The sequence below is a fragment of the Serratia sp. SM04 genome (assembly GCF_040280225.1).
In the GTDB taxonomy this organism is placed as follows: Bacteria; Pseudomonadota; Gammaproteobacteria; order Enterobacterales; family Enterobacteriaceae; genus Serratia; species Serratia sarumanii.
This window is the reverse complement of the sequence record NZ_JBEOQT010000005.1, coordinates 200,586-225,068: the sequence shown is the minus strand read 5'-3', so window position 1 is coordinate 225,068 and position 24,483 is coordinate 200,586. Positions and strand designations below refer to the sequence as shown.

Below are 24,483 nucleotides of genomic sequence, written 5' to 3'. Positions count from 1 at the left end.
CGACTGAAAAACGGTCATCATCATGCGGGGGAGATCCAGACGGGTCTCCCCCGCTGCGTTATGTGGCGCATGCCACAGTCCCCCCGTTTGTCCGATGTCATAATCCTTGTTAATTGTGTGTCTTTGGCCGCAAATTCCTTTTCAACTTTGGCAAGGATGTGACCTATGAGCGATATCGCCCTGACCGTCAGCATGTTGGCGCTGGCGGCCGTCATTGGGCTGTGGATGGGGAACTGGAAGCTGTACGGCGTTGGGCTGGGCATCGGCGGCGTGCTGTTCGGCGGCATCCTGGTCGGCCACTTCGCCCAGAGCGGGCAAATCAACCTGAACGGGGACATGCTGCACTTTATTCAGGAGTTTGGCCTGATCCTGTTCGTGTACACCATCGGCATTCAGGTCGGCCCCGGTTTCTTCTCTTCGCTGCGCGTCTCCGGGCTGCGCCTCAACGCCTTCGCGGTGCTGCTGGTGCTGACCGGCGGCGTCGTGGCGGCGGCGGTACACAAGCTGTTCGACGTGCCGCTGCCGATCATCCTCGGCGTGTTCTCCGGCGCGGTCACCAACACCCCGGCGCTGGGCGCCGGTCAGCAAATCCTGACCGATCTCGGTTCCGATCCGGCGTTGGTGGACGGCATGGGGATGGGTTACGCCATGGCCTATCCGTTCGGCATATGCGGCATCCTGCTGGTGATGTGGCTGATTCGGCTGTTTTTTCGCATCAACATCGAGCGCGAGGCGCAGGCGTTTGAAAGCAGCCTGGGCAATCAGCGTGAGCTGCTGCACGCCATCAACGTGGCGGTGCGCAACCCCAATCTGCAGGGCATGGCGATCAAGCAGGTGCCGCTGCTCAACGGTGAAGCGATCGTCTGTTCGCGCCTCAAACGCGGGGAGCTGCTGATGGTGCCGGCGCCGCACGAGCGGCTTGAGCTGGGCGACTACCTGCACCTGGTGGGCAAACGCGAAGATCTGGAGAACGCCCGACTGGTGATCGGCGAAGAGGTGGACGCCTCGCTGTCCACGCGCGGCACCGCGCTGCAGGTGGTGAGGGCGGTGGTGACCAACGAGCAGGTGCTGGGCAAGAAAATCCGCGATCTGAACCTGAAGCAAAAGTATGACGTGGTAATTTCACGCCTCAACCGCGCCGGCGTGGAGCTGGTGGCCGGCAGCAACGTGACGCTGCAGTTCGGCGACATTCTGAACCTGGTCGGCCGGCCGGAGGCCATCGACGCGGTGACGGCAATCGTCGGCAACGCCCAACAAAAACTGCAGCAGGTGCAGATGCTGCCGGTGTTTATCGGCATCGGCCTTGGGGTGCTGCTCGGCTCCATTCCGCTGTTCGTGCCCGGCTTCCCAGCGGCATTGCGGCTGGGGCTGGCCGGCGGGCCGCTGGTGGCGGCGCTGATCCTGGGGCGCATCGGCAGCATCGGCAAGCTGTACTGGTTTATGCCGCCGAGCGCCAACCTGGCGCTGCGCGAACTGGGCATCGTGCTGTTTCTGGCGGTGGTCGGGTTGAAGTCGGGTGGCAACTTCATCGATACCTTGCTGCACGGCGAGGGGCTGACGTGGGTCGGGTACGGCGCGTTGATCACCGCCATTCCGCTGCTGAGCGTCGGTATTCTGGCGCGCACGGTGGGCAAGATGAACTACCTGACGCTGTCCGGCATGCTGGCGGGATCGATGACCGATCCGCCGGCGCTGGCCTTCGCCAACGGTCTGCATCCTACCAGCGGCGCCGCCGCGCTGTCTTACGCCACCGTGTATCCGCTGGCGATGTTCCTGCGCATCATGTCGCCGCAGCTGCTGGCGGTGCTGTTCTGGACGCTGTAACGCTGCCCGACTACAGCCGATAAGGCATTAACACGCCGTTGTCAGTGCCAAAATCTTTGGGGTTGCGGGAGATGAGCGTCCGGAACCCCACCTGCGCGGTGGCCCAGACAATGGCGTCCGGCAGCTTCACATGCTGTGAGTGGCGCAGTTCTACGGCGCGTTCGGCAACTTCATCGGTAATAGGCAGCAGCAGGAATTGCCCTAAAAACTGGCGCGTTTTCAACTCCAGCGCCGGCCCCTGTTTTTTGGCACCCACCATCACTTCCATCCAGGTAATGGCGCTAATAGCCGGGTTGATGTGGTATTCGGTCAGAACGTCTTTGGCTTGAGGAATGCCGTTGAGATAATCGATCAGGATATTGGTGTCGAATAACGCCCGTTGAGCCACCATTATTCCCACTCCTCGCGCTGACGATTTTCGTAGTCTACGCCATCGCCCATCGCCCCGGACCAGAGCCCGAAAGCATTGCTGGGATCTTCAACGTGGTTCTCCGTCAGATAACGGGAGACGGCCTGACGGATGATTTCGGCCCGGGGAATGTGGCGGATATTTTTCAGATTGTCGAGCTGCCGCAGGTCTTCTTCAGGTAAATCGATCACGATGCGAGTCATCGCTAGCCCTCCAAAAAAAAGATATACGATATATGCATCGTATATCTTTATCGGTCGATTTTCAATCAGCTGGCGTTAGCCTTCCTGATGCGCGCGTTCGATCTCTTCCGCCAGGATCGCCACGCCGCGCTCGATTTTCTCCGGATCGGGCACGTAGTTCATGCGCATGCACTGGTGGGTGTGCGGCCATTCGTGCTCCAGCCCCGGGAAGAAGTAGTGGCCCGGCACCATCAGCACGCCGCGCTTTTTCAGGCGCTGATACAGTACTTCGGTGGTGATCGGCAGATCTTTGAACCACAGCCAGAGGAAGATAGCCCCTTCCGGTTTGTGGATCAGGCAGCGCTCCGGCGACAGGTAGCGGCGGATAATCTCGATGGTGTGCTCGACGCGCTGTTTGTAGAACGGGCGAATCACCTCGTTCGACAGGCGCAGCAGATCGCCGCGCGCGATCATTTCCGTCGCCATCGCCGGCCCCATGCTGCCCGGCGACAGGCTGATGATGCCGTTCATGTTGGTCAGCGCGGTGATCACCTTCTCGTCGGCGATCACGATGCCGCAGCGCGAGCCCGGTAGGCCGAGCTTGGACAGGCTCATGCACAGGATGGTGTTCGGGTCCCACAGCGGCGTGGCGTCGCTGAAGATGATGCCGGGGAACGGCACGCCGTAGGCGTTGTCGATCACCAGCGGAATGTCGCGCTGCTGCGCCAGCAGGTCGAGCTTCATCAGCTCTTCGTCGGTGATCACGTTGCCGGTCGGGTTGGTCGGCCGCGAAACGCAGATCATGCCGATGTCGTCGCCGATGGTGAGGTGTTCGAAATCAACGTGATATTTGAACTGGCCGTCCGGCAGCAGCTCGATGTTCGGTTTGGCGGAGACGAACAGCCCTTCGTCCAGCCCGGCGTCGGCATAGCCGATATATTCCGGCGCCAGCGGGAACAGCACGCGGCGGCGCGAACCGTCGGCGTAGCGGCCGGCGAACAGGTTGAACAAGTAGAAAAACGCGCTTTGGCTGCCGTTCGTCAGTGCAATATTCTGTGGCGAAATCTCCCAGCCGAGCTCGTCGCGCAGCAGATTGGCCAGCGCTTTCAGCAGCGCGTCTTTGCCTTGCGGGCCGTCGTAGTTGCACAGCGCTTCGGTCAGTTTGCCCTGGTCGAGCATCTCCTGGCACAGCTGTTTGAAGTAGGCTTCCATCTCTGGGATCTGCGCCGGGTTGCCGCCGCCGAGCATGATGGCACCGGGGGTGCGCAGGCCTTCGTTCAGGTCGTCCATCAAACGGGTAATGCCCGCATAACGGGTAAATTTTTCGCCGAAAAGTGAGAAAGTCATAGGTGCAGCAGTACTGTTTCTTAGCAGGTAATCCCCCACCATACCGCCAGACAAATCCCGCTGCAACGCGGCCGATAAATCGACCAATGGGCACAAACTTCGCCCATTGGTCGATTGGTAGCATATTACGCTGGATTATTGTGACCGTTCGCCGGCCCACACCACCATCACCTTATCGTCGCCGAGCCGGCGGCTGAAGGCGTAGTAGGCGGCGTGTGGCTGCGGGGTTTGCACGCCGCCGCCGATCGCCGGATGGCGAGCGCGGAACTGCCCCAACCGTTGCCAGTGGGCCAGCATCGGGGCTTTTTCCCCCAGCAGCTCACGCCAGTTCATGTCGGAGCGGGTGCCCTGCAGCGGATCGGAACCGGTGGGGCCGAGCGGGCGGCCGCTTTCATCGCCGTAGTAAATCTGCACCGCGCCCGGCGCCAGCAACAGCAGGTTCGCCGCCCGCCGTTGGCGCGGCAGCGAGCCTTTGGCGTCGCTGGCGAAAAACAGCCGGGTATCGTGTGAAGAGAGGTAGCTCAGCACATTGAAATCCTGCAGCCGCTCGGCCATCTGCCGGTAGGTGGCGTCGATGTCGGCGAAGCAGCCCAGCGCCTGCGACGCCCGATCCTGGAAATCGAAGTTGATCATCGCGTCGAAGCCGTTTTGGTAATAGTCGCTTTTCATCACCCCGTGGCCCCAGGCCTCGCCGGTCATCCAAAACGGCGCGTCATCCAGCGCCTGCTGCGGATGCTCCGCTTTCCACGCCGCCAATGCCGCCGTGGCGCGCTGCTTCAACAGCGCCAGCGTCGGTTTTTCCACGTGCTTGGCGGTATCGACGCGAAAACCGTCGATGCCGTAATCGCGCACCCACTGGCTGAGCCAGACGGTCAGGTAATCGCGGGTGGTGGCGCCGGGCATGTCGCGCGCGGCGGTGTCGGGTTTGTGGCGATAGAACAGCGGCAGGCCGCTGGCGCCGGGCGCTTCGGTTTTGATGTCCGGCAGGAAGGCCAGCGACATCGTCAGATCGTCATAGCCCGGTGAGTCATAGTCGCCGATGTCGGTGCGGATCCAGTTTTTCCCCCACCATTGGCGCCAGCCCGCCTTGTCGCTGAAGTTGATGTAGTCGTTGAAACTGTGCCAGTTTTGCCCTGGCCCGGGGCGCCAGTCGCCCCAGTTTTTCCCCAGGGTTTTCTCCACCTCCGCGCCTTGCAGATACAGCGAGCCGAAGTGAAACGTCTGCATATCCGCCAGCGTGGCGTAACCGACATGGTTCACCACCACGTCGAACAGAATGCGAATGCCGCGCCGATGCGCTTGTTCGACCAGCGTGCGCAGCTCCTGTTCGGTGCCCATGTTGGCGTCGAGGCGAGTCCAGTCCAGCGCGTAATAGCCGTGATAGGCGTAATGCGGGAAATCGCCTTTGGTGCCGCCGCCGACCCAGCCGTGGATCTGCTCCAGCGGCGAGCTGATCCACAAGGCGTTGACGCCGAGCTGCTGCAGATAATCCAGTTTTTGCGTCAGGCCGGCCAGATCGCCGCCGTGAAAGGTGCCTATTTCCTGCAGGCCGTCGCTGCGGCGCCCGTAGCTGTGGTCGTTGGCCGGGTTGCCGTTCTCAAAGCGATCGGTCAGCACGAAGTAGACTGTGGCGTTATGCCAGCTGAACGCCGCCGGTTTCGCCGTGGCGGCGGACTCCAGTAGCAACAGGCCGCCGCTGGCGGCGGTGGGCTGCAGCGTGATTTTCCCCTGGCTCACCTGCGCCGTTTGGCCGGAATAGAAATCGCGCAGCGTTTCGCCTTCGGCGAAGGTGGAGGCGACGTCGACCGTGACCGGCTTGCCGTCCCAGCGCGGGCAGCTGCGGGCAACAACGGCGGCGCTTTCCGGCGCGCTGCGCAGGCTGAGCTGCAGCGTCGGCGTGCCGCTGCGGGTGTCGATGCGCACCTGATAGTCGCCGGCGCGGAACTGCCGCCAGCTGGCCGGCGGATGGGCGCCGCAGGGCTGCAGCGACAGCGTCTGGTTAAGCTTCACCGCCTCGGCCGGCTGCCAGCAGTGGTTATCCAGATACAGGCGCAGCGGCAGTTGGCCTTTGGGCAGCGCGGCCTGGCTGGTAAACAGCCCGGCGGCAGTTTCGTCGAAGGCCGGGAAACCCGGCAGCGTCCAGCCGGCCAGCACCGAAGGCGACAGCAGCATCAACAAGGGCAGGGGTAACAGTTTCATGGCTCTCCTTACGCGCGGCAGGAAGCGTTTTTCTCGCAGGGTAGCGCCCAGTGTGGCAAACGGCGGAAAAATAGCCTCCTCCCTGCGAGGGTTTTTCGGGGAGGAGAGAAAGGGCGGAGCGTTTTCGGATTGATTCGGCTTGGCTTTGCGCGCGCGCTGCGGCAGATTAAACGATGAACATCAAAGGAGGTTAGCGATGACGGACAAAAACTGGCGAGAAGAGATCGTTCAGGCAATTCAGGATGCCGAATTGCAGCACTTCGCCGAAGAACATCAGCTGCAGGCGCTGTTCGCGCCGCAGCAGGAAGAGCAACACGGCCGGTTATCCGCAGACCACCGGCCGCGCTGAATTATTTCCGCAACAGCTGCGGGTTGACGCAGTTTTCTTTCACCGTGCCGGTCAACGCGGCGATCAAATTATCCACCGCGCAGGCGGCCATGCCGTAGCGCGTTTCATGGGTGGCGGAGCCGATGTGCGGCAACGCCACCACGTTCGGCATGCTGAGCAGCGGCGAGTTGGCCGGCAGCGGTTCTTTCTCGAACACGTCCAACCCGGCGGCGTGGATCACGCCGTTTTGCAGCGCTTCGATCAGCGCCTGCTCATCCACCACCGGCCCGCGGCCGGCGTTGATCAGAATGCCGCTTTTCTTCATCTTCGCCAGCTGATCGCGGCCGATCATGTGGAAGGTTTGTTCGGTCAGCGGCAGCGTGATGCAAACGAAATCCGACTCGGCCAGCAGGGTATCCAGATCGCAGCGGCGGGCGTTAAAGCGCTGCTCCGCCTCTTCGTGCGTGCGGCGGGCGTTGTACAGCACCGGCATGCCGAAGCCGAAGTGCGCGCGCTGCGCCAGCGCCAGGCCGATGCGCCCCATGCCGAGGATGCCGATGGTTTTATGGTGCACGTCGACGCCGAACCAGTCCGGCCCGATGCTGCCGCGCCATTCGCCGGCCTTCACCCGTTCCGCCACTTCCACCACCCGGCGCGCGGTCGCCAGCACCAGGCTCATGATGGTGTCGGCGACGGTTTCGGTCAGCACCGTCGGGGTGTGCATCAGCAGCACGTTATGGGCGTTGAGCGCCTCGACGTCGAAGTTGTCGTAGCCGACGGAAACGGTCGAGGCCGCGCGCAGTTTGGGCGCCTGCTGCAGGAAGGCTTCGTCAATTTTACCGCCGGAACCGATGATCCCTTCGGCCTGCTGCAGCGCCTGGCGCAGTTCGTCGCGGTTCTCCGGCTGCAGGCCGTTGAAGGCGTGCACGGTGAAGTGCTGTTCCAGACGTTCACGCAGATCGGCGGGCAGGCTTTTGTACAATACGATAGAAGGCTTCATCACGAACTCCAGCTGGGCCAAAGGGGGCATGGCGCCCCCCGGTTGGGTTAACAGATAAAAAGTATAACCGGATCAAGCCAATTGCGGCTGGATCTCGTTGCGGGCGGGTTTGACGATCAGCGTCAACACCACCGCCACCACCAGTGCGATGGCCATAAACATGTAAGAGGCCGCCGGGCTGCCGGTGGCGCCATTCAGATAGCCGACGAACCACGAACCGAAGAACGACCCCAGCGCGCCCATGCTGTTGATCAGCGCCATGGCGCCCCCGGCGACGTTTTTCGGCAGCATTTCCGGAATGATGGCGAAGAACGGCCCGTAGGGGGCGTACATCGCGGCGCCGGCGACCACCAGCAGGCCGTAGGAGATCCAGAAGTGGTTGGCGCCGACGGCGTAAGAGCCGAAGAACGCCAGCGCGCCGATCAGCAGCAACGGCCAGACGAACAGCTTGCGGTTTTGCATTTTGTCCGACGCCCAGGAGACCACGATCATGGCGATGGTCGCCGCCAGGTAAGGCACCGCCGACAGCCAGCCGGCTTCCACCATGCCCATCTGCATGCCGCTGCGCAGGATGGAAGGCAGCCACAGCACGAAGCCGTACACGCCGATGCTCCAGGCGAAGTACTGCACGCACAGCAGGATCACGTTGCGCGAACGGAAGGCTTCGCCGTAGTTGCGCACGGCCTTGATGCCTTTCTGCTCTTCGTCCAGCTGCTGCTGCAGCGCCTGTTTCTCATCGGCACTCAACCAGCCGGCCTGCGCCGGTTTGTCTTTCGCCAGCACCCACCAGCAAAACGCCCAGATAACCGCCGGAATGCCTTCGATGATGAACATTTCACGCCAGCCGAAGGCGTGGATCAGGTAGCCGGACACCACCGACATCCACAGCACCGTCACCGGGTTGCCGAGGATCAGGAAGGTATTGGCGCGTGACCGCTCCGATTTGGTGAACCAGTTGCTGATGTAGATCAGCATCGCCGGCATTACCGCCGCTTCCACCACGCCGAGGATAAAGCGGATGGCGGCCAGCATCGGAATATTGCTCACCACGCCGGTCAGCGAGGCGCAGCCGCCCCACAGGATCAGGCACCAGAAGATCAGTTTTTTGACGCTGCGACGTTCGGCGTAGATGGCGCCGGGAATTTGGAAGAAGAAATAACCGAGGAAAAACAGCGCGCCCAGCAGCGAGGACATGCCTTTGGTGATGCCGAGATCTTCATTGATGCCGGCGGCAGAGGCGAAGCTGAAGTTGGCGCGATCGAGATAGGCCAGGCTGTAGGTGATAAACACGATGGGCATGATGTACCACCAGCGTTTGGCCGCGACAGTCGCTTTGTTCATGTTCAGTATCCTTCAGTGGTGTTGCGTCCCCTTCGCCCGGCACGCTGGGCATGCAAGAGGAAGGGGCAGATGCTCTCCCGACGCGTCCCGGTTGTAGGGCCAGAGGCTGACGTCATGCGGAGAAGTCGTTTTTTTTATTGTTATTCGGCCAGCGCCGCGCGGGTCGGCAGGCCCTCGCTGTCGCCGATGGCCTGGATCGCCAGCGAACCGATTTTGTTGCCGCGCTGCACCGCCTGTATCAGCGTTTTGCCTTCCAGCAGGGCGCTGAGGGTGCCGACGGCAAAGCCGTCACCGGCGCCGACGGTATCCACCACGTCGTCGACCTTGACCGCGGCCACCGCCGCCTTGTCGCCGGCGGCGGTTTTAAACCAGGCGCCGTCCGGGCCGGTTTTGATGATCACCGCCTGCACGCCGCGCTCCAGATAGAAATCGGCGATGCCTTCCGGCGTCGATTGGCCGGTGAGGATCTGCCCTTCTTTCAGCCCCGGCAGCACCCAGTCGGCGGCGAACGCCAGCTGGTTCAGCTGCTCGATCATCACCTCGCGGCTGGGCCACAGCACCGGGCGCAGATTGGGATCGAACGAAATGGTTTTGCCCATGGCGCGCATCTCGCGCGCCGCATGGTGGCACAGCGCCAGCGATTCGCTGGACAGCGCCGCCGCCACGCCGCTCAGGTGCAGGTGGCGCGCGGAACCGAAATACTCACGGTTGAAATCGGCGACCGACAGGTGGCTGGCCGCCGAGCCTTTGCGGAAGTATTCCACGCTGGGATCGGTACCATCGGCGGTTTTGGATTTCACCTGAAAGCCGGTGGGATAGTGGCCGTCGACCGTCACCTGCCGGTAGTTGATGCCTTCTTTTTTCAGCTGCTGCAGGGTGAAGCGGCCGAACGAATCGTTGCCGACGCGGCTGACCCAGCCGACATTCATGCCCAGGCGCGCCAGGCCGATCGCCACGTTCAGCTCGGCGCCGGCGATGCGTTTGGTGAAGGTTTCCACCTCCGCCAAATCGCCGGTTTGCGCTGCCACGAACATCGCCATGGCTTCGCCCAGCGTGACCACATCCAGGGGCGCCTGCTGCGCCGTCGTTGCCGTTAACGTTGTCATCATGGGGTCACTCCGCACGCAAAATATTGACGTAATGGCGGGTGACGGCTTCCAGATCATCGCCCTGCAACGGGAATTCGATGCCGCGCGGCGCATCGTGCGGCAGGCGGGCCAGCAGATCGCGCCAGCTGCCGTCGGTATCGTCCAGCGCGACGGCGCGCCAGCCGCGCGGGCCTTGGGTGGCGGCTTTGACGTGCACGTAACCGACGTGGCGGGCCAGGCGTTCGGCGGCGGCGAAAGCGTCTTGCCCCACCCATAGCCAGTTGGCCATATCGAAGGTCATGCTGACCGGCAGGTGGCTATCTTCCGCGGCGTGGAAAAAGGCGTTCAGCATCGACAAAATGCCGCAGTCCGGCGTCTGATCGTTTTCGACCACCAGTTTGACCGGGTGTTGCTCCAGCGCCACTTTCAGCTCGGTAAAATCAAAACCGGGGCGGAAATGGCCGAGGGACAACTTCAGCCGGCGCGCGTTCAGCGCCTGCGCTTCCGCCAGCAGCGCCGCCAGGTTGGGGTTCAGCGTATGTTGCGGGGTGAACAGCGCCTCAGGGGCGGAGTAGACGGCGAACAGCTGTTGGCGTTCGATTTCTTGCGCCAGGGCCGGCAGGCTGTCCAATTCGCCGGCGGCGAACAGTTCGCGGCGGATCTCCACCCCGTCGGCGCCCGCGCCGGCGATGATGGGCAACAGCGCGCGCTGGCCGCCGTATTGTTTGACGGTATCGGTGCCGTAGGCGCCGGTGACCACGATGATTTCTGTTTTCATTTTGACTCCTGAGGCGGCATTGTCGCCGCCGCTGCTGTTACCGGTACGTTAAATGGAACCGGTTCCAGCGAAAAGCGACAGAGTGTAAAAATATGATCGCAATCACGAAGCTGAGCAAAAAACAGCCGATGAGGGCGGGGCGGGCAACGGCCCCGGAGAAGGCGGGTTAGCGGGTGGTGGAGCCGCGGACGATCAGCTCGCCGGAGAACATCTGCTCGCCGCTGGGGGCTGCCAGGCCCTGAATGCGCTGCACCAGCCGCTCCAGCGCCGCGTGCCCCATTTGGTAGGTGGGCTGTTTCAGCGTGGTGATGCCGACGCCCGCCAGCTCCGCCCACTCCAGCTCGTCGAAGCCCAGCAGGCCGATGTCGTTGCCCCACTGGATGCCGAGCCGGCGCATGGCGCGCGCCACCTGCAGCGTCAAGGCGCCGTTGGCGGAGATCACCGCCTTGCGCATGCCGCGATGGCGGCCGCTGAAATCGCTCAGCACCTGCTCCAGCTTCTGCCGATCGTTGAGCGGCGTTTCGGCCTGCTCCGCCGACAGCGTGGGGTGCTGCGCCATGGTATGTCTGAAAGCGTGCAGGCGCTCGAGACGGGTATTGACCGTACCGAGCGGCTCGCTGAGGAACAAAATCGCTTCGAAACCTTGTTGCAGCAGGTGTTCGGTGGCGACGGTGGCGGCTTCGCGGTTGTTCAGGCCCACCACGTCGCAGGCGAAATCGGGGATTTTGCGGTCGATCAGCACCATCGGCAGCATCGACTGCTGCAGCGTGGATAACGCTTCCTCGCGCATGCCGACCGCGTTGACCACGATGCCCTCCACCCGGTAACTGCTGAGCAGCTGCAGGTAGTGCTGTTCCTGATTGACTTCGTTGTTGGTGTTACACACCAGCAGGGTAAAGCCGTGCTGGCGGCAGGCGGCCTCGATGCCGCGCATCACGTCCACCGAATAGGGGTTGGTGATATCGGCGAGGATCAGGCCGATCAGGCGGGTCTGGCCGCCCTTCAGGCTGCGCGCCATCTGGCTTGGCCGGTAGTCGAGCTGCTGGATCGCCTGTTCGATGCGCTGTTTGAGATCGTCGGAAAGCAGGTGCTGTTCACCATTCAGATAGCGCGACACGCTGGTCTTGCCGGTTTTGGCGATGCTGGCCACATCGCTGATGGTGGCGCGTCCTGAGGCGCGCGTTGCCTTGCCTGTGCTCACAGCCGATCCCTCCTGCGGTTAATTGCCAAGGAGACTACCATACCCGATGTGCGGGCGGGAGTGTTGAAGGGTAAGGCGAAAATCGCAGGGAGGCGGCGGGGCGCCGGTTGCGCGCCCCGCACGGGATTACTGCAGCGGGCTGAGGGTGATCTCGACGCGGCGGTTTTGCGCCTTGCCTTCCGCGGTGCTGTTGGAGGCGATCGGGTTGTCCGGACCGGCACCGGTGGTGCGGATACGGTTCGCCGCCACGCCCTGGGTGATCAGCGCGCTGGCTACGCCGTCGGCGCGCTGCTGCGACAGGTTCATGTTGAGCGAGCGGGAGCCGGTGCTGTCGGTGTAGCCGACAACGTTGACCGCGGTTTTCGGATACTCTTTCAGCACCATGGCGACGCCGGTCAGGGTGTTGGCGCCCGCCGGTTTCAGCGTGGCGCTGCTGCTGTCGAAGGTCACGTTGTTCGGCATGTTCAGCACGATGTTGTCGCCCTGGCGGGTGACGCTGACGCCGGTGCCTTTCATCTTGTCGCGCAGTTTGGCTTCCTGCACGTCCATGTAATAGCCAGCGCCGCCGCCGAGGGCTGCACCGGCCGCTGCGCCGATCAGCGCGCCCTTGCCGCGATCTTTCTTGGAAGAGGACAGCACGCCGACGCCGGCGCCCAGTGCGGCCCCGAGGCCCGCGCCGATGCCGGATTTACCGGCTTCGGATTCGCCGGTGTAAGGGTTGGTGGTACAGGCCGACAGCGCGAGCGTGAGGCTCACGGCGCCGGCAATAATTGCAATGCGTTTTTTCATGTTCTTGTCCTTAATGGCATCAGAATCTGTACGCGCCGGCCCAAAGCGGGGACGCAAAAAAAAGTGGGTGACGCAGGGAGCCCGCGTCGCCGCGCTACCTATGACGCGCGGTTTCGCCGGCAGTTCCGGAGAAAAACGTGACAAATGATGAGCGCGGGTAAGTGCTGGGGGAGTTATGCGGTAAAACGCCGGGCGGCGCTATGCAGCGGATTCTTAATTGTGCGCATCCGGAGTGCAGATGCGCCTTTTTTAAGCATAACGGGTTGAATTTTCGACTGCCGGCCAGTTCATGATCAGCGTATAGGCCTGGGTTTCATCGTTGAACAGGCGCTGCGTCACCTGAAAACCGTGCCTGTGGTAGAACGCGCAGGCGCGCAGGTTCTGCTGGTACACCTCCAGGCTGAGCCGGCGGTAGCGCTGTTGCACGTGCGTCATCAGCGCCTGGGCGACGCCGCGGCCGTGAAACGCCCGATCGACAAACAGCGCGCCGATGAACTGCTCGTCCAGCACGCTGATAAAGCCGACGATCTCGTCGTCATGCCAGCAGGCCCAGCTTTGCGCGCGCGGCAGGTAGTTTTCACGCACCAGCGCGGCGCTCTCACGCCAGTATTTTTCCGCCACGAACGGATGAGCGGCGATGGTGCTGGGCAGCCACAGCGCCATCAGCCGGTCGATATCCTCCGGGCCACAGGGGCGGATCACCGTGGCTTTGGGTAGCACATGCATCCCGTGAGATGATCGTTCACCAGCCCGCTGGCCTGCATGAAGGCGTAACAAACGGTGGAGCCGATAAACTTGAAGCCGCGTTTTTTTAGCGCCTTGGACATGGCGTCGGACTGCTCGGTTTTGGCCGGCACCTGGTTCAGCGCCTGCCAGCGGTTGAGCTGCGGCCTGCCGCCGACGAAGTCCCAAATGAAGGTAACGAAATTCTCGCCGGCCGCCTCCATCGCCAGATAGGCTTTGGCGTTGGTGATGATGGCTTCTATCTTGCCGCGGTGGCGGATGATGCCGCTGTCCTGCAGCAGGTTTTCCACGTCCTGTTCGGTCATGGCGGCGACCCGCTGCGGATCGAAACCGTGGAAAGCGCGGCGGTAGTTCTCGCGCTTTTTCAGCACGGTGATCCAGGAAAGGCCGGCCTGTTGCCCCTCGAGGCACAGCATTTCAAACAGCTCGCGCGCGTCGGTGGTGGGCGCGCCCCATTCCTGGTCGTGATACTCGAGATACAATGGATCGGCCGTCACCCAACCGCAACGTTCGTCTGCCATCCTGACTGTCCTTATGCTGTATTTATGAACAGTAATCATCGCTCGAAGCGCCGAACTTGGCAAGCCTCTGATTGTTTTGTCATCAGCCCGCTTGACGTGACGAAAAAGCCGACAATAGTTACTACATGGCCGGTGGAAAACCGGCCAACGATAAAAACGACATTGCCTTCATTTGCAGGCTCTCAGGAGTCGATTCATGCCTCTAAAAATAACGTGCATGCCCCGCCCGGCGGCGCTTGCAGTGGCGTTGCTTTGCAGTGTGACCCTTCCGGCTCAGGCGTACGATCAACTCTACGTCTTTGGCGATAGCCTGAGCGATACCGGCAACAACGGCCGGTTCACCTATGACGGTAACCAGCACCTGCTGTACGACGAAGCGTTGGCGCAACGCATCGGGGCGGCGCTGGTGGCTTCGGACAACGGCGGTGAGAACTACGCCGCCGGCGGCGCCGTGGCGGTGCCGGGCCTGAACCCGGCCGACAACACCCAGGATCAGGTGCAGCGCTATCTGAACCGGGTCAACGGTCAGGCCGACGGCGACGGTTTGTACGTTCATTGGATCGGCGGCAACGATCTGGCGGCGGCGGCATTAAATGCCGCTACCGCGCCCGGCGTGGCCTATAACAGCGCCGCCGCGGCAGCCGCGCAGGTGCATTCGCTGCTGAACGCCGGCGCCGGCACGGTGATCGTGCCGACGGTGCCGAACATCGGCTCCACGCCGCAGCTGATGGAATTGATCATTCAACAGGCGCTGTCGCCGGTGCAGGGGGCGGCGATCCAGGCGGCCTATGCCACGCTTAATTCGGTGGCGACGCCAGACAACGCTTCACGCACGCAGGCGATCCACGCGGCGTTGGCCGCCGCGGCGAAGCAGGGCAGCGCCATTCCTCAGGTGCAGCAGGCGATCGCCACGCAGCTTATCGCGGCGTATGACAGCCTGAGCGCGCAGGCCGCCCAACTGACCGATTTCTATAATCAAAGTGAAGACCGTTTGCTGGCGCAGGGCGGCGGCAATATCGTGCGGGTGGACGTCAACAAGCTGTTCGCCGAAGCGATCGCCAATCCGGCGCAGTTCGGCTTCGCCAACACCGCCGGCATGGCTTGCCCGCCGGGCGTTTCCTCGGCGGTCTGCAGCTCCGATATGCCCGGCTTCGACGCCGGCCAGTCCTATCTGTTCTCCGACCATTTCCACCCGAGCCCGCAGGCGCACCTGCTGATTGCGGATTATATCCAGGCGGTGTTGGATGGCCCGGCGCAGGTGGTGGCGCTGAATCAGGCGACTGCGGCGATGGCGCGCGACAGCCGCGCCACGCTCGACAGCCGCTTCCAGCAGCTGCGCCACGGCGAAAACCCGCAGGGTTCGCTGGGCGTGTTCGGCGGTTACGCCGGCCAGCACTATGACTATGCCGATAACCGGGCGGCGGGGGACGGCAACGCCACCACCCACAACCTGACCGTCGGGGTGGACTATCAGCTGACCGACGGCTGGCTGATCGGCGCGTTGATCGCCGGTTCCAACGACGATCAACATCCTTCCAGCCGCTTTGATTACAAGGCGCGCGGGCTGCTGCTGTCGGCTTTCAGTTCACTGGCGATATTCGAGCAGGGCTGGGTCAACGCCGATTTGCACTATACGACGATGGATTATGACGAAATCCGCCGCAGCCTGCGGCTGGGGCCGCTGACGCGCACCGAAACCGGTTCGACCACCGGCAGGCAGTGGGGCGCGCGCGTGACCGCCGGCTATGACTTCCCGATCGCTTCTTACCTGACCACCGGGCCGGTGGCGCAGTTCGCCTGGGATTACAGCCGTGTTTCCGGCTACAGCGAAGATGGCGATGACAGCACCGCCATGCGCTTCAACGATCAAACCTACCACTCGCAGATCGGCGCGTTGGGCTGGCGGCTGGATACGCAATTCGGCGTGTTTAACCCTTATGCGGAAGTGAGTTATCAGCACCAGTTCGGCGACGACGTCTACCGCGCCGGCGGCGGCCTGAAATCGACGCAAACCTCGTTCACCCGCGACAGTGCGGGCCAGGACAAAAACTGGGTGGATGTCACGTTGGGGGCCAACATGCCGTTGACGGACAGGGTATCGGCCTTCGCCACCGTCTCGCAAACCGGCGGGCTAAGCAGCGGCGAGCAGTTTATGTATAACGTAGGCGTCAGCGCGCGCTTTTGAACGAATCGGACAGAGAATGAGGCTAATGGAAGGCGGGGTGGCAAGGCGGTGCATGTGAGTGAGACTGTACTTTAGTACAACTATCATTTGTCGCTAAAAGCTCTTATCGTTGTTGCATAACGATAAAATACAGCACTACAAAAAAAAACTGATCCTATAAAGGATCAGGTAGCCACTTGGCCAACACCAGGGAAAATTTTATTTATTATTGTATAACCAAAGATTAACTGTCAATTTGTTTCTGTGGCCCGTTAGCGCCGTATTTCATCCATGGTCATTCCTTCCATACCCAACGCGTCGGCACGCCGCGCGATATCGCCTTATTTTTCACGACATAAGAAATAATCTGGCACTTGATCACATTATCTCTCGATGAAGGGAGTTTTTTAGTTGATAAAATTAACAAAAATAACATTGGTGCAACTTTATCTCGTGGGAAATATAAGGATATACGTACGTAAATCAGCTTAAATTTGGTCGATGAAGAGGGAAATAGCGTTCAGCCAATTGACTATTTAAACGGCGGTAAGTGATATTTTTGTTAAGGGGATCTAATGTGTGTGCCGGGTATGCCTTTCTGAACGGCAAGGTAACCGGCCGGCGTGTTGTCCTTCCCGCTGCGCCCGGCGCGGGAAAATCCAGCGCTTCTCGTCCCGATTCGCACTTGTTGCCGGATTCTGGCTGTATATCTTACGGTCAAAGGGTATACTGGCGCATTCCATCTAAATCCACTTGTATCGCGTGCGAATTCAACATGCAAAAGTTTGATACCAAGACCTTCCAGGGCCTGATCCTGACACTGCAGGATTATTGGGCGCGCCAGGGCTGCACCATCGTTCAACCATTGGACATGGAAGTCGGCGCGGGAACCTCACACCCGATGACGTGCCTGCGCGCACTGGGGCCGGAGCCGATGGCCGCCGCCTATGTGCAGCCATCCCGCCGCCCGACCGACGGCCGCTACGGTGAAAACCCGAACCGTCTGCAGCACTACTACCAGTTCCAGGTGGTGATTAAGCCATCGCCGGACAACATTCAGGAACTCTACCTGGGCTCGCTGAAAGAGCTGGGTCTGGATCCGACCATCCACGACATTCGCTTCGTGGAAGACAACTGGGAAAACCCGACGCTCGGCGCCTGGGGCCTGGGTTGGGAAGTGTGGCTGAACGGCATGGAAGTGACGCAGTTCACCTACTTCCAGCAGGTCGGCGGCCTGGAGTGCAAGCCGGTGACCGGCGAGATCACTTACGGCCTGGAGCGCCTGGCGATGTACATCCAGGGCGTGGACAGCGTATATGATCTGGTGTGGAGCAACGGCCCGCTGGGCGTCACCACCTACGGCGACGTGTTCCACCAGAACGAAGTGGAGCAGTCCACCTACAACTTCGAATACGCCGATGTCGACTTCCTGTTCTCCTGCTTCGAGCAGTACGAGAAAGAAGCCCAATCGCTGCTGGCGCTGGAAAAACCGCTGCCGCTGCCGGCCTACGAACGCATCCTGAAGGCGGGCCATACCTTCAACCTGCTGGACGCGCGCAAGGCGATTTCGGTGACCGAGCGTCAACGCTACATTCTGCGCATCCGCACGCTGACCAAAGCCGTTGCCGAAGCCTACTACGCTTCCCGCGAAGCGCTGGGCTTCCCGATGTGCAACAAGAAGAACGAGAACTAAGAGGCAGCCATGACTCAACAGACTTTCCTGGTGGAAATCGGCACGGAAGAGCTGCCGCCGAAGGCTCTTCGTTCCCTGGCGGAATCTTTCGCCGCCAACTTCACCGCCGAGCTGGACAACGCCGGCCTGGAACACGGTGACGTGAGCTGGTTCGCCGCACCGCGCCGCCTGGCGCTGAAAGTGGCCAACCTGAGCGCGGCGCAGGCCGATCGCGAAATTGAAAAACGCGGCCCGGCGATCGCCCAGGCGTTCGACGCCGAAGGCAAACCGAGCAAAGCGGCCGAAGGCTGGGCGCGCGGCTGCGGCATCACCGTCGATCAGGCTGAACGCCTGGTGACCGACAAGGGCGAGTGGTTGATGTACCGCGCCCACGTCAAAGGCCAGTCGGCGCAGGCGCTGCTGGCCGGCATGGTCAGCACCGCGCTGGCTAAACTGCCGATTCCGAAACTGATGCGTTGGGGCGACTCCGACGTGCAGTTCGTGCGTCCGGTGCACACCGTCACGATGCTGCTGGGCGCCGATCTGATCCCGGGCACCGTGCTGGGCATCGACTCTGCGCGCACCGTGCGCGGCCACCGCTTCATGGGCGAAGCCGAGTTCACCCTCGACAACGCCGACCAATACCCGCAGATCCTGCTGGAGCGCGGCAAAGTGGTCGCCGATTATGAAGCGCGTAAAGCCCTCATCAAGCGCGACGCCGAGCTGGCGGCGCAGAAGATTGGCGGCAAGGCCGATCTGAGCGACAGCCTGCTGGAAGAAGTGGCCTCGCTGGTGGAATGGCCGGTGGTGCTGACCGCCAAATTCGAAGAGAAATTCCTGGCGGTGCCGGCGGAAGCGCTGGTGTACACCATGAAGGGCGACCAGAAGTATTTCCCGGTGTACGACGCCGCGGGCAAACTGCTGCCGAACTTTATCTTCGTGGCCAACATCGAGTCGAAAGACCCGCAGCAGATCATCTCCGGTAACGAGAAAGTGGTGCGTCCGCGTCTGGCCGACGCCGAGTTCTTCTTCAACACCGACCGCAAGAAACGCCTGGAAGACAACCTGCCGCGCCTGGAAACCGTGCTGTTCCAACAGCAGCTGGGCACCCTGCGCGACAAGACCGACCGCATTCAGGCGCTGGCGGGCTGGGTTGCCGGCCAGATCGGCGCCGACGTCAACCACGCCACCCGCGCGGGCCTGCTGTCGAAGTGCGACCTGATGACCAACATGGTGTTCGAATTCACCGACACCCAGGGCGTGATGGGCATGCACTACGCGCGCCACGACGGTGAGGCGGAAGACGTCGCCGTTGCGCTGAACGAGCAGTATCAGCCGCGCTACGCCGGCGATGCGCTGCCGCAGTCGCTGGTGGCCTGTTCCCTGGCGATCGCCGACAAGATGGACACCCTGGCCGGCATCTTCGGCATCGGGCAGCATCCGAAAGGCGATAAAGACCCGTTCGCGCTGCGCCGCGCCGCGCTGGGCGTATTGCGCATCATCGTCGAGAAAAACCTGCCGCTGGATCTGCAGACCCTGACCGAAGAGGCCGTGCGCCTGTACGGCAGCAAGCTGACCAACGCCAAGGTGGTCGACGAGGTGGTGGAATTCATGCTGGGCCGCTTCCGCGCCTGGTATCAGGAAGAAGGCCACGCTGTCGATACCATTCAGGCGGTGCTGGCGCGCCGTCCGACCAAGCCGGCCGACTTCGACGCGCGCGTCAAGGCGGTCTCCCACTTCCGTACGCTGGAAGCGGCGGCGGCGCTGGCTGCGGCCAACAAACGCGTCTCCAATATTCTGGCCAAGTCTACCGAAACGCTGAACGACAGCGTGCGCGCCTCGGTGCTGAAGGATGCAGCGGAAATTCAGTTGGCGACTCACCTGGTGGTGCTGCGCGACAAGCTGCAGCCGTACTTCGCGGCGGGCAACTACCAGGAAGCGCTGGTGGAGCTGGCTGCGCTGCGCGAGCCGGTGGATGCGTTCTTCGACAACGTGATGGTCATGGCGGACGATGCGGAAGTGCGCGTGAACCGTCTGACGCTGTTGAGCAAGCTGCGCGAACTGTTCCTGCAGGTGGCGGATATCTCCGTGCTGCAGTAAGTGGCCTCTCTGCTGTGAAAAGGCGCCTGCGGGCGCCTTTTTTTATTTCCGTTTCCTGGGGGCGAAGGCAAGGTCGCCTGGCGACTTAGGGGGCGACTTAGGGGGCGACTTAGGGGGCGACTTAGGGGGCGACTTGGGGAAATTGAAGCGTCCGGTCGCCGATGGCAATGAACCTCAGTGCGTTTTGCGCACGATTTTCAACCGCATCCGGCCGGGGCAATGCTCATCGCAAGCGGAATCGCGTATCGGAATGCCGCCAGTTGATCTATTCTTATAGGCGCACGGAGTGCGGAAAAAGGGGCGGAGTCCAATGAAAAAGCAGGTTTATAACAGGAGTTATGTCACATGGCGGTAGGGATCCAGAGCAGAGGTTTCGCGCGTTGGTTGGCACCGGTATTGGCATTGTTGGTGGTCATGCAATTGACCGCCTGCGGCGATAAAGAGCCGGAACAGCGCAAAGCATTTATCGATTACTTACAGAATACCGTGATGCGCAGCGGGGCGAACATCCCCACGCTGAGCGAAGACCAGAAGCAGAAGTTCGGCAACTATGCCGGCGATTACGCGATTTTGGTCGGCTTTTCGCAGCAGCTGTCCAAGTCGGTCGGCGCCAGCCTGACGCCGGCGCTGGATCAGATTAACCAGATCCGCACCGCGCAGGACTACCTGAACAAACGCGACGCGCTGCAGCAATCGGTCGGCGCGTTGAACCTGCTGGGTCAGCAGATCCAGTCCGCTAAATCGCAGGCGGATACCGCCCGCGCGGCGCTGAAGCAGCCCGACGATCTGAAGGCGGTGTACAACCAGGCCTATGACAAGATCGTTACCGCACCGGCCAACGCCTTGATGCCGGCGATCCCGACCACCGCCGGCTTCGTGCAGGATCTGGTGCAGGTTGGCGATTTCCTGCAGAGCCAGGGCAACCAGGTCAGTTTCAACAACAACGGCGTGCAGTTCCGCACCGCGCAGCAGGTGGCGCAGTACAACACCATGATGTCGAATCTGGTGGCCAAGCAGCAGAACCTGCTGAATGCGCAGAAAGCCGTTCAAAGCGTGACGCAATAACGCACCGCATGCACGACATACGGGCCGGTATTGCCGGCCCGTTTTATTTCCCCTCAGCGTTTCCAATAGCTTGCTGGTTTATTGCGCAGGCTTCTGTACTACACTTCAATTAATCCATTCATTCGGCAATGTAGTTTTCTTTCATTCATCACTTCGCTAGTTCCCGGCGGGATGAATGCTCACAGGGATGATCAAACAGAGCGTCGCGATCGGCGCCGCAGTTGAAAATAAATTGTGATGTTTATCGCAATTTAAAAACAAACCATCAGTTTAAAAATGTGATCAACATCACTTTATTGTGGGTTTTCAGGCGATTTTTTTCTCACTGTGCTTTTTTTACACGCCATAAGTGTGATCTTTATCACTATAAAGGGTGGTTTGTTGGGGTGTTGTATGTGATTTGTGTCACAAAAAATCCGTGAAGTTCGCGTGACAAAAACAGCGTGATAGAGTCCGTTTCGCATACAGCGGCAACACGGCTGGATCGTCACAACAATAATCACGCGCTCTATTGTCAGCGCGTAACAATAGGGGTGTGTTTTATGTTTTCACCAGACATCAAGGTTAAAGTACAAAACTTTGGCCGCTTCCTGAGCAACATGGTGATGCCCAACATCGGCGCCTTTATCGCCTGGGGGATTATCACCGCGCTATTCATTCCAACCGGCTGGCTGCCGAATGAAACCTTAGCCAAGCTGGTCGGCCCGATGATCACCTACCTGCTGCCATTGCTGATCGGTTATACCGGCGGGCGGCTGGTGGGCGGCGAGCGCGGCGGTGTGGTCGGCGCTATCACCACCATGGGCGTCATCGTCGGCGCCGACATGCCGATGTTCCTCGGCTCGATGATCGCCGGTCCGCTGGGCGGCTGGGCTATCAAGCACTTTGACCGCTGGGTGGACGGCAAGATCAAAAGCGGTTTTGAAATGCTGGTGAACAACTTCTCCGCCGGCATCATCGGCATGCTGCTGGCGATCCTGGCTTTCCTGGGCATCGGGCCGCTGGTGGAGGTGCTCTCCAAGCTGCTGGCGGCGGGCGTGCACGTGATGGTGAAGAACAACCTGCTGCCACTGGCGTCCATCTTCGTTGAACCGGCGAAAATCCTGTTCCTGAACAACGCCATCAACCACGGCATCTTCTCGCCGCTGGGTATCCAGCAGGCCACGGAAGTCGGCAAGTCGGTATTCTTCCTGATCGAAGCCAACCCAGGCCCGGGCATGGGCGTACTGATGGCCTACATGTTCTTCGGTCGCGGCAGCGCCAAGCAATCCGCCGGCGGTGCGGCAATCATTCACTTCATGGGTGGCATCCACGAAATCTACTTCCCTTACGTGCTGATGAACCCACGCCTGCTGCTGGCGGTGATCCTGGGGGGCATGACCGGCGTCTTCACCCTGACGATGCTGAACGGCGGCCTGGTTTCTCCGGCTTCTCCGGGTTCGATCCTGGCAGTGCTGGCGATGACCCCGAAAGGCGCCTACTTCGCCAACATTGCGGCGGTGTGCGCAGCCTTTGCCGTCTCCTTCGTGGTGTCCGCTTTCCTGCTGAAAACCTCCAAGGTGAAAGAGGATGACGATCTGGAAGCCGCGACCCGTCGCATGCAAGAGATGAAATCGCAGTCCAAAGGCGGCGCGGCGACGCCGGCATCGGTCGACGGCGATCTGAGCACCGTGCGCAAAATCATCGTCGCCTGCGATGCGGGCATGGGTTCCAGCGCCATGGGTGCCGGGGTGCTGCGCAAGAAAGTGGCCGACGCCGGGCTGAAGAACATCTCGGTGACCAACAGCGCCATCAACAGCCTGCCGGACGATGTGGATCTGGTGATTACCCACCGCGATCTGACCGAGCGTGCGATGCGCCACGCGCCGCAGGCACAGCACATCTCGCTGACCAACTTCCTCGACAGCAAGCTGTACAGCGATTTGGTCGACCGTTTGCTGGCGGCCAACAAAACCAGCGACAACCAACAAAAGGTACTGGGCGCGCTGGACGACAGCTTCGAAGCCGGTGAATCGAACCTGTTCAAGCTGAGCGAGAGCAACGTGTTCCTCAACCTGCAGGCCAGCGACAAAGAGCAGGCGATCCGCTTCGCCGGCGAGCAGCTGGTGAAAGGCGGCTACGTCGAGGCGGAGTACGTGCCGGCGATGCTGGAGCGCGAGAAACTCACCTCCACCTACCTGGGCGAGTCGATCGCCGTGCCGCACGGCACCATCGAGGCCAAAGACCGGGTGCTGCGCACCGGCGTGGTGTTCTGCCAGTACCCGCAGGGCGTGCGCTTCGGCGAGGAAGAGGATGAAGTGGCCCGTCTGGTGATCGGCATCGCCGCGCGCAACAACGAGCATATCCAGGTGATCACCAGCCTGACCAACGCGCTGGATGACGAGAGCGTGATCGAGCGGCTGGCGAATACCACCAGCGTGCAGGAAGTGCTGGACCTGCTCGGCGGCAAAAAAGCCGGATAACGGAATCATTTTAAAGGGTGCAGCTTGCTGCACCCTTCGACATTAAGAAGGTAGAGTTATGAAAGCATTACATTTTGGCGCAGGGAACATCGGCCGCGGTTTTATCGGCAAGCTGCTGGCGGACGCCGGGGTTGAGCTGACCTTCGCCGACGTCAATCAAACGGTGCTGGATCTGTTGAACAGCCGTAAAAGTTATCAGGTGCACGTGGTGGGCGAGCAAGAACGCGTGGAGAGCGTCAACAACGTCAGCGCCGTCAACAGCGGCAGCGAGGCGGCGGTGGCGCTGATCGCCGAGGCGGATCTGGTGACCACTGCCGTTGGCCCGCAAATTCTCGGCAAAATCGCCGGCACGATCGCCAAAGGGCTGGTGCTGCGTCATCAGCAGGGCAATGCGCAGCCGCTGAATATCATCGCCTGCGAGAACATGGTGCGCGGCACCAGCCAGCTGAAGCAGCATGTGTTCGCTGCGCTGCCGCAGGACGAGCAGGCATGGGTTGAGCAGCACGTCGGCTTCGTCGATTCGGCCGTCGACCGCATCGTGCCGCCGGCGGACAGCAGCGATCCGCTGGAAGTGACGGTGGAAACCTTCAGCGAATGGATCGTCGATCAGACCCAGTTCAAGGGCCAGCCTCCGGCGATCGCCGGCATGGAGCTGACCGATAACCTGATGGCGTTCGTCGAGCGCAAGCTGTTCACCCTCAATACCGGCCACGCCATCACCGCCTACCTTGGCCAACGGGCCGGGCTGCAAACCATTCGCGACGCCATTCTCGACCCGGCGATCCGCCGCGTGGTGAAAGGAGCGATGGAAGAGAGCGGTGCGGTGCTGATCAAGCGCTACGGCTTCGACGCCGACAAGCACGCCGCCTACATCAACAAAATCCTCGGCCGCTTCGAAAACCCGTATCTGCACGACGACGTCGAGCGCGTGGGGCGCCAGCCGCTGCGCAAACTGAGCGCCGGCGATCGCCTGATCAAACCGCTGCTGGGCACGCTGGAATACGGCCTGCCGCACGCCAACCTGATCCAGGGCATCGCCGCCGCCATGAGCTACCGCAGCGAACAGGATCCGCAGGCGCAGGAGTTGGCGGAATTGCTGAACACGCTCGGGCCGAAAGCCGCGCTGGCGCAAATTTCCGGCCTGCCGGCGGAAAGCGAGGTTGTAGAAGAGGCCGTTGCTGTGTATAACGCCATGCACAAGTAGAATCGTGATGATGAACACCCGAGCGCAGCTTGCTGCGCTCCTGCAATCCGAGTTCGACATCGACG

General features: G+C 61.4%; 20 protein-coding genes. 8 read left to right on the top strand and 12 right to left on the bottom strand.

Annotation, left to right across the window (positions count from 1 at the left end; translation table 11 throughout):
* Positions 1 to 165: 165 nt before the first annotated feature.
* Positions 166 to 1,824, top strand: coding sequence for a putative transporter (locus ABTW55_RS10270; protein WP_033649549.1), 1,659 nt, complete (start codon positions 166 to 168; stop codon positions 1,822 to 1,824).
* Positions 1,825 to 1,834: 10 nt separating this feature from the next.
* Here the strand turns inward: ABTW55_RS10270 and ABTW55_RS10265 are convergent, their stop codons facing one another.
* The 4 genes from ABTW55_RS10265 to ABTW55_RS10250 form a co-directional block, all read right to left on the bottom strand.
* On the bottom strand, positions 1,835 to 2,215 hold the full coding sequence (locus ABTW55_RS10265; RefSeq protein ID WP_033649548.1) for a type II toxin-antitoxin system VapC family toxin: 381 nt from the start codon (positions 2,213 to 2,215) through the stop codon (positions 1,835 to 1,837).
* On the bottom strand, positions 2,215 to 2,436 hold the full coding sequence (locus ABTW55_RS10260) for a ribbon-helix-helix protein, CopG family (RefSeq protein WP_039568270.1): 222 nt from the start codon (positions 2,434 to 2,436) through the stop codon (positions 2,215 to 2,217). Before ABTW55_RS10260 ends, ABTW55_RS10265 begins: the two co-directional genes overlap by 1 nt.
* Positions 2,437 to 2,511: 75 nt before the next feature.
* Positions 2,512 to 3,762: a valine--pyruvate transaminase gene (locus ABTW55_RS10255; RefSeq protein WP_350429251.1), complete on the bottom strand. Its 1,251-nt coding sequence runs from the start codon at positions 3,760 to 3,762 to the stop codon at positions 2,512 to 2,514.
* Between the two features lie 135 nt (positions 3,763 to 3,897).
* The gene (locus ABTW55_RS10250) at positions 3,898 to 5,961 is read right to left on the bottom strand and encodes an alpha-amylase (protein WP_060423501.1); all 2,064 of its coding nucleotides are present in this window, start codon (positions 5,959 to 5,961) and stop codon (positions 3,898 to 3,900) included.
* Between the two features lie 196 nt (positions 5,962 to 6,157).
* On the opposite strand from ABTW55_RS10250, the gene ABTW55_RS10245 reads away from it, so the two are divergent.
* Entirely contained in the window at positions 6,158 to 6,310 is a 153-nt protein-coding gene (locus ABTW55_RS10245; RefSeq protein WP_019455508.1) for a hypothetical protein, read from the top strand.
* A gap of 1 nt (position 6,311) precedes the next feature.
* Here ABTW55_RS10245 and ghrB read toward each other — a convergent pair whose 3' ends face one another.
* The 8 genes from ghrB to ABTW55_RS10205 form a co-directional block, all read right to left on the bottom strand.
* The gene (gene ghrB / locus ABTW55_RS10240) at positions 6,312 to 7,289 is read right to left on the bottom strand and encodes a glyoxylate/hydroxypyruvate reductase GhrB (protein WP_016929588.1); all 978 of its coding nucleotides are present in this window, start codon (positions 7,287 to 7,289) and stop codon (positions 6,312 to 6,314) included.
* 72 nt (positions 7,290 to 7,361) lie between these two features.
* Positions 7,362 to 8,630, bottom strand: coding sequence for an MFS transporter (locus ABTW55_RS10235; protein WP_033636543.1), 1,269 nt, complete (start codon positions 8,628 to 8,630; stop codon positions 7,362 to 7,364).
* A gap of 140 nt (positions 8,631 to 8,770) precedes the next feature.
* A complete protein-coding gene (locus ABTW55_RS10230; protein WP_060423538.1) occupies positions 8,771 to 9,736 on the bottom strand; it encodes a sugar kinase in 966 nt (321 codons plus the stop codon).
* Positions 9,737 to 9,743: 7 nt separating this feature from the next.
* Positions 9,744 to 10,496, bottom strand: coding sequence for a sugar phosphate isomerase/epimerase (locus ABTW55_RS10225; RefSeq protein WP_033653959.1), 753 nt, complete (start codon positions 10,494 to 10,496; stop codon positions 9,744 to 9,746).
* Between the two features lie 166 nt (positions 10,497 to 10,662).
* Positions 10,663 to 11,697 (bottom strand): LacI family DNA-binding transcriptional regulator, encoded by a 1,035-nt coding sequence (locus ABTW55_RS10220; protein ID WP_033653960.1) that lies wholly within the window; start codon positions 11,695 to 11,697, stop codon positions 10,663 to 10,665.
* A gap of 126 nt (positions 11,698 to 11,823) precedes the next feature.
* On the bottom strand, positions 11,824 to 12,486 hold the full coding sequence (locus ABTW55_RS10215; protein WP_033631402.1) for an OmpA family lipoprotein: 663 nt from the start codon (positions 12,484 to 12,486) through the stop codon (positions 11,824 to 11,826).
* Between the two features lie 249 nt (positions 12,487 to 12,735).
* A complete protein-coding gene (locus ABTW55_RS10210; RefSeq protein ID WP_060423498.1) occupies positions 12,736 to 13,188 on the bottom strand; it encodes an N-acetyltransferase in 453 nt (150 codons plus the stop codon).
* On the bottom strand, positions 13,185 to 13,751 hold the full coding sequence (locus tag ABTW55_RS10205) for a DNA-3-methyladenine glycosylase I (protein WP_033636547.1): 567 nt from the start codon (positions 13,749 to 13,751) through the stop codon (positions 13,185 to 13,187). Before ABTW55_RS10205 ends, ABTW55_RS10210 begins: the two co-directional genes overlap by 4 nt.
* A 196-nt stretch (positions 13,752 to 13,947) precedes the next feature.
* Here ABTW55_RS10205 and ABTW55_RS10200 point away from each other — a divergent pair, with 196 nt between their 5' ends.
* The 6 genes from ABTW55_RS10200 (at position 13,948) to ABTW55_RS10175 (ending at position 24,418) form a co-directional block, all read left to right on the top strand.
* On the top strand, positions 13,948 to 15,936 hold the full coding sequence (locus tag ABTW55_RS10200; protein WP_060423495.1) for an autotransporter outer membrane beta-barrel domain-containing protein: 1,989 nt from the start codon (positions 13,948 to 13,950) through the stop codon (positions 15,934 to 15,936).
* Between the two features lie 754 nt (positions 15,937 to 16,690).
* Positions 16,691 to 17,608 (top strand): glycine--tRNA ligase subunit alpha, encoded by a 918-nt coding sequence (gene glyQ, locus ABTW55_RS10195; RefSeq protein WP_004933966.1) that lies wholly within the window; start codon positions 16,691 to 16,693, stop codon positions 17,606 to 17,608.
* Between the two features lie 9 nt (positions 17,609 to 17,617).
* Positions 17,618 to 19,687: a glycine--tRNA ligase subunit beta gene (glyS, locus tag ABTW55_RS10190; RefSeq protein WP_033649541.1), complete on the top strand. Its 2,070-nt coding sequence runs from the start codon at positions 17,618 to 17,620 to the stop codon at positions 19,685 to 19,687.
* Positions 19,688 to 20,032: 345 nt separating this feature from the next.
* Positions 20,033 to 20,752 (top strand): DUF3053 domain-containing protein, encoded by a 720-nt coding sequence (locus tag ABTW55_RS10185; RefSeq protein ID WP_033636551.1) that lies wholly within the window; start codon positions 20,033 to 20,035, stop codon positions 20,750 to 20,752.
* Between the two features lie 542 nt (positions 20,753 to 21,294).
* Positions 21,295 to 23,214 carry a PTS mannitol transporter subunit IICBA gene (locus ABTW55_RS10180; protein ID WP_060423488.1) on the top strand — a complete coding sequence of 640 codons (1,920 nt, stop codon included), beginning with the start codon at positions 21,295 to 21,297 and terminating at the stop codon, positions 23,212 to 23,214.
* Positions 23,215 to 23,272: 58 nt separating this feature from the next.
* Entirely contained in the window at positions 23,273 to 24,418 is a 1,146-nt protein-coding gene (locus tag ABTW55_RS10175; protein ID WP_033649538.1) for a mannitol-1-phosphate 5-dehydrogenase, read from the top strand.
* The last annotated feature ends 65 nt before the right edge of the window (positions 24,419 to 24,483 follow it).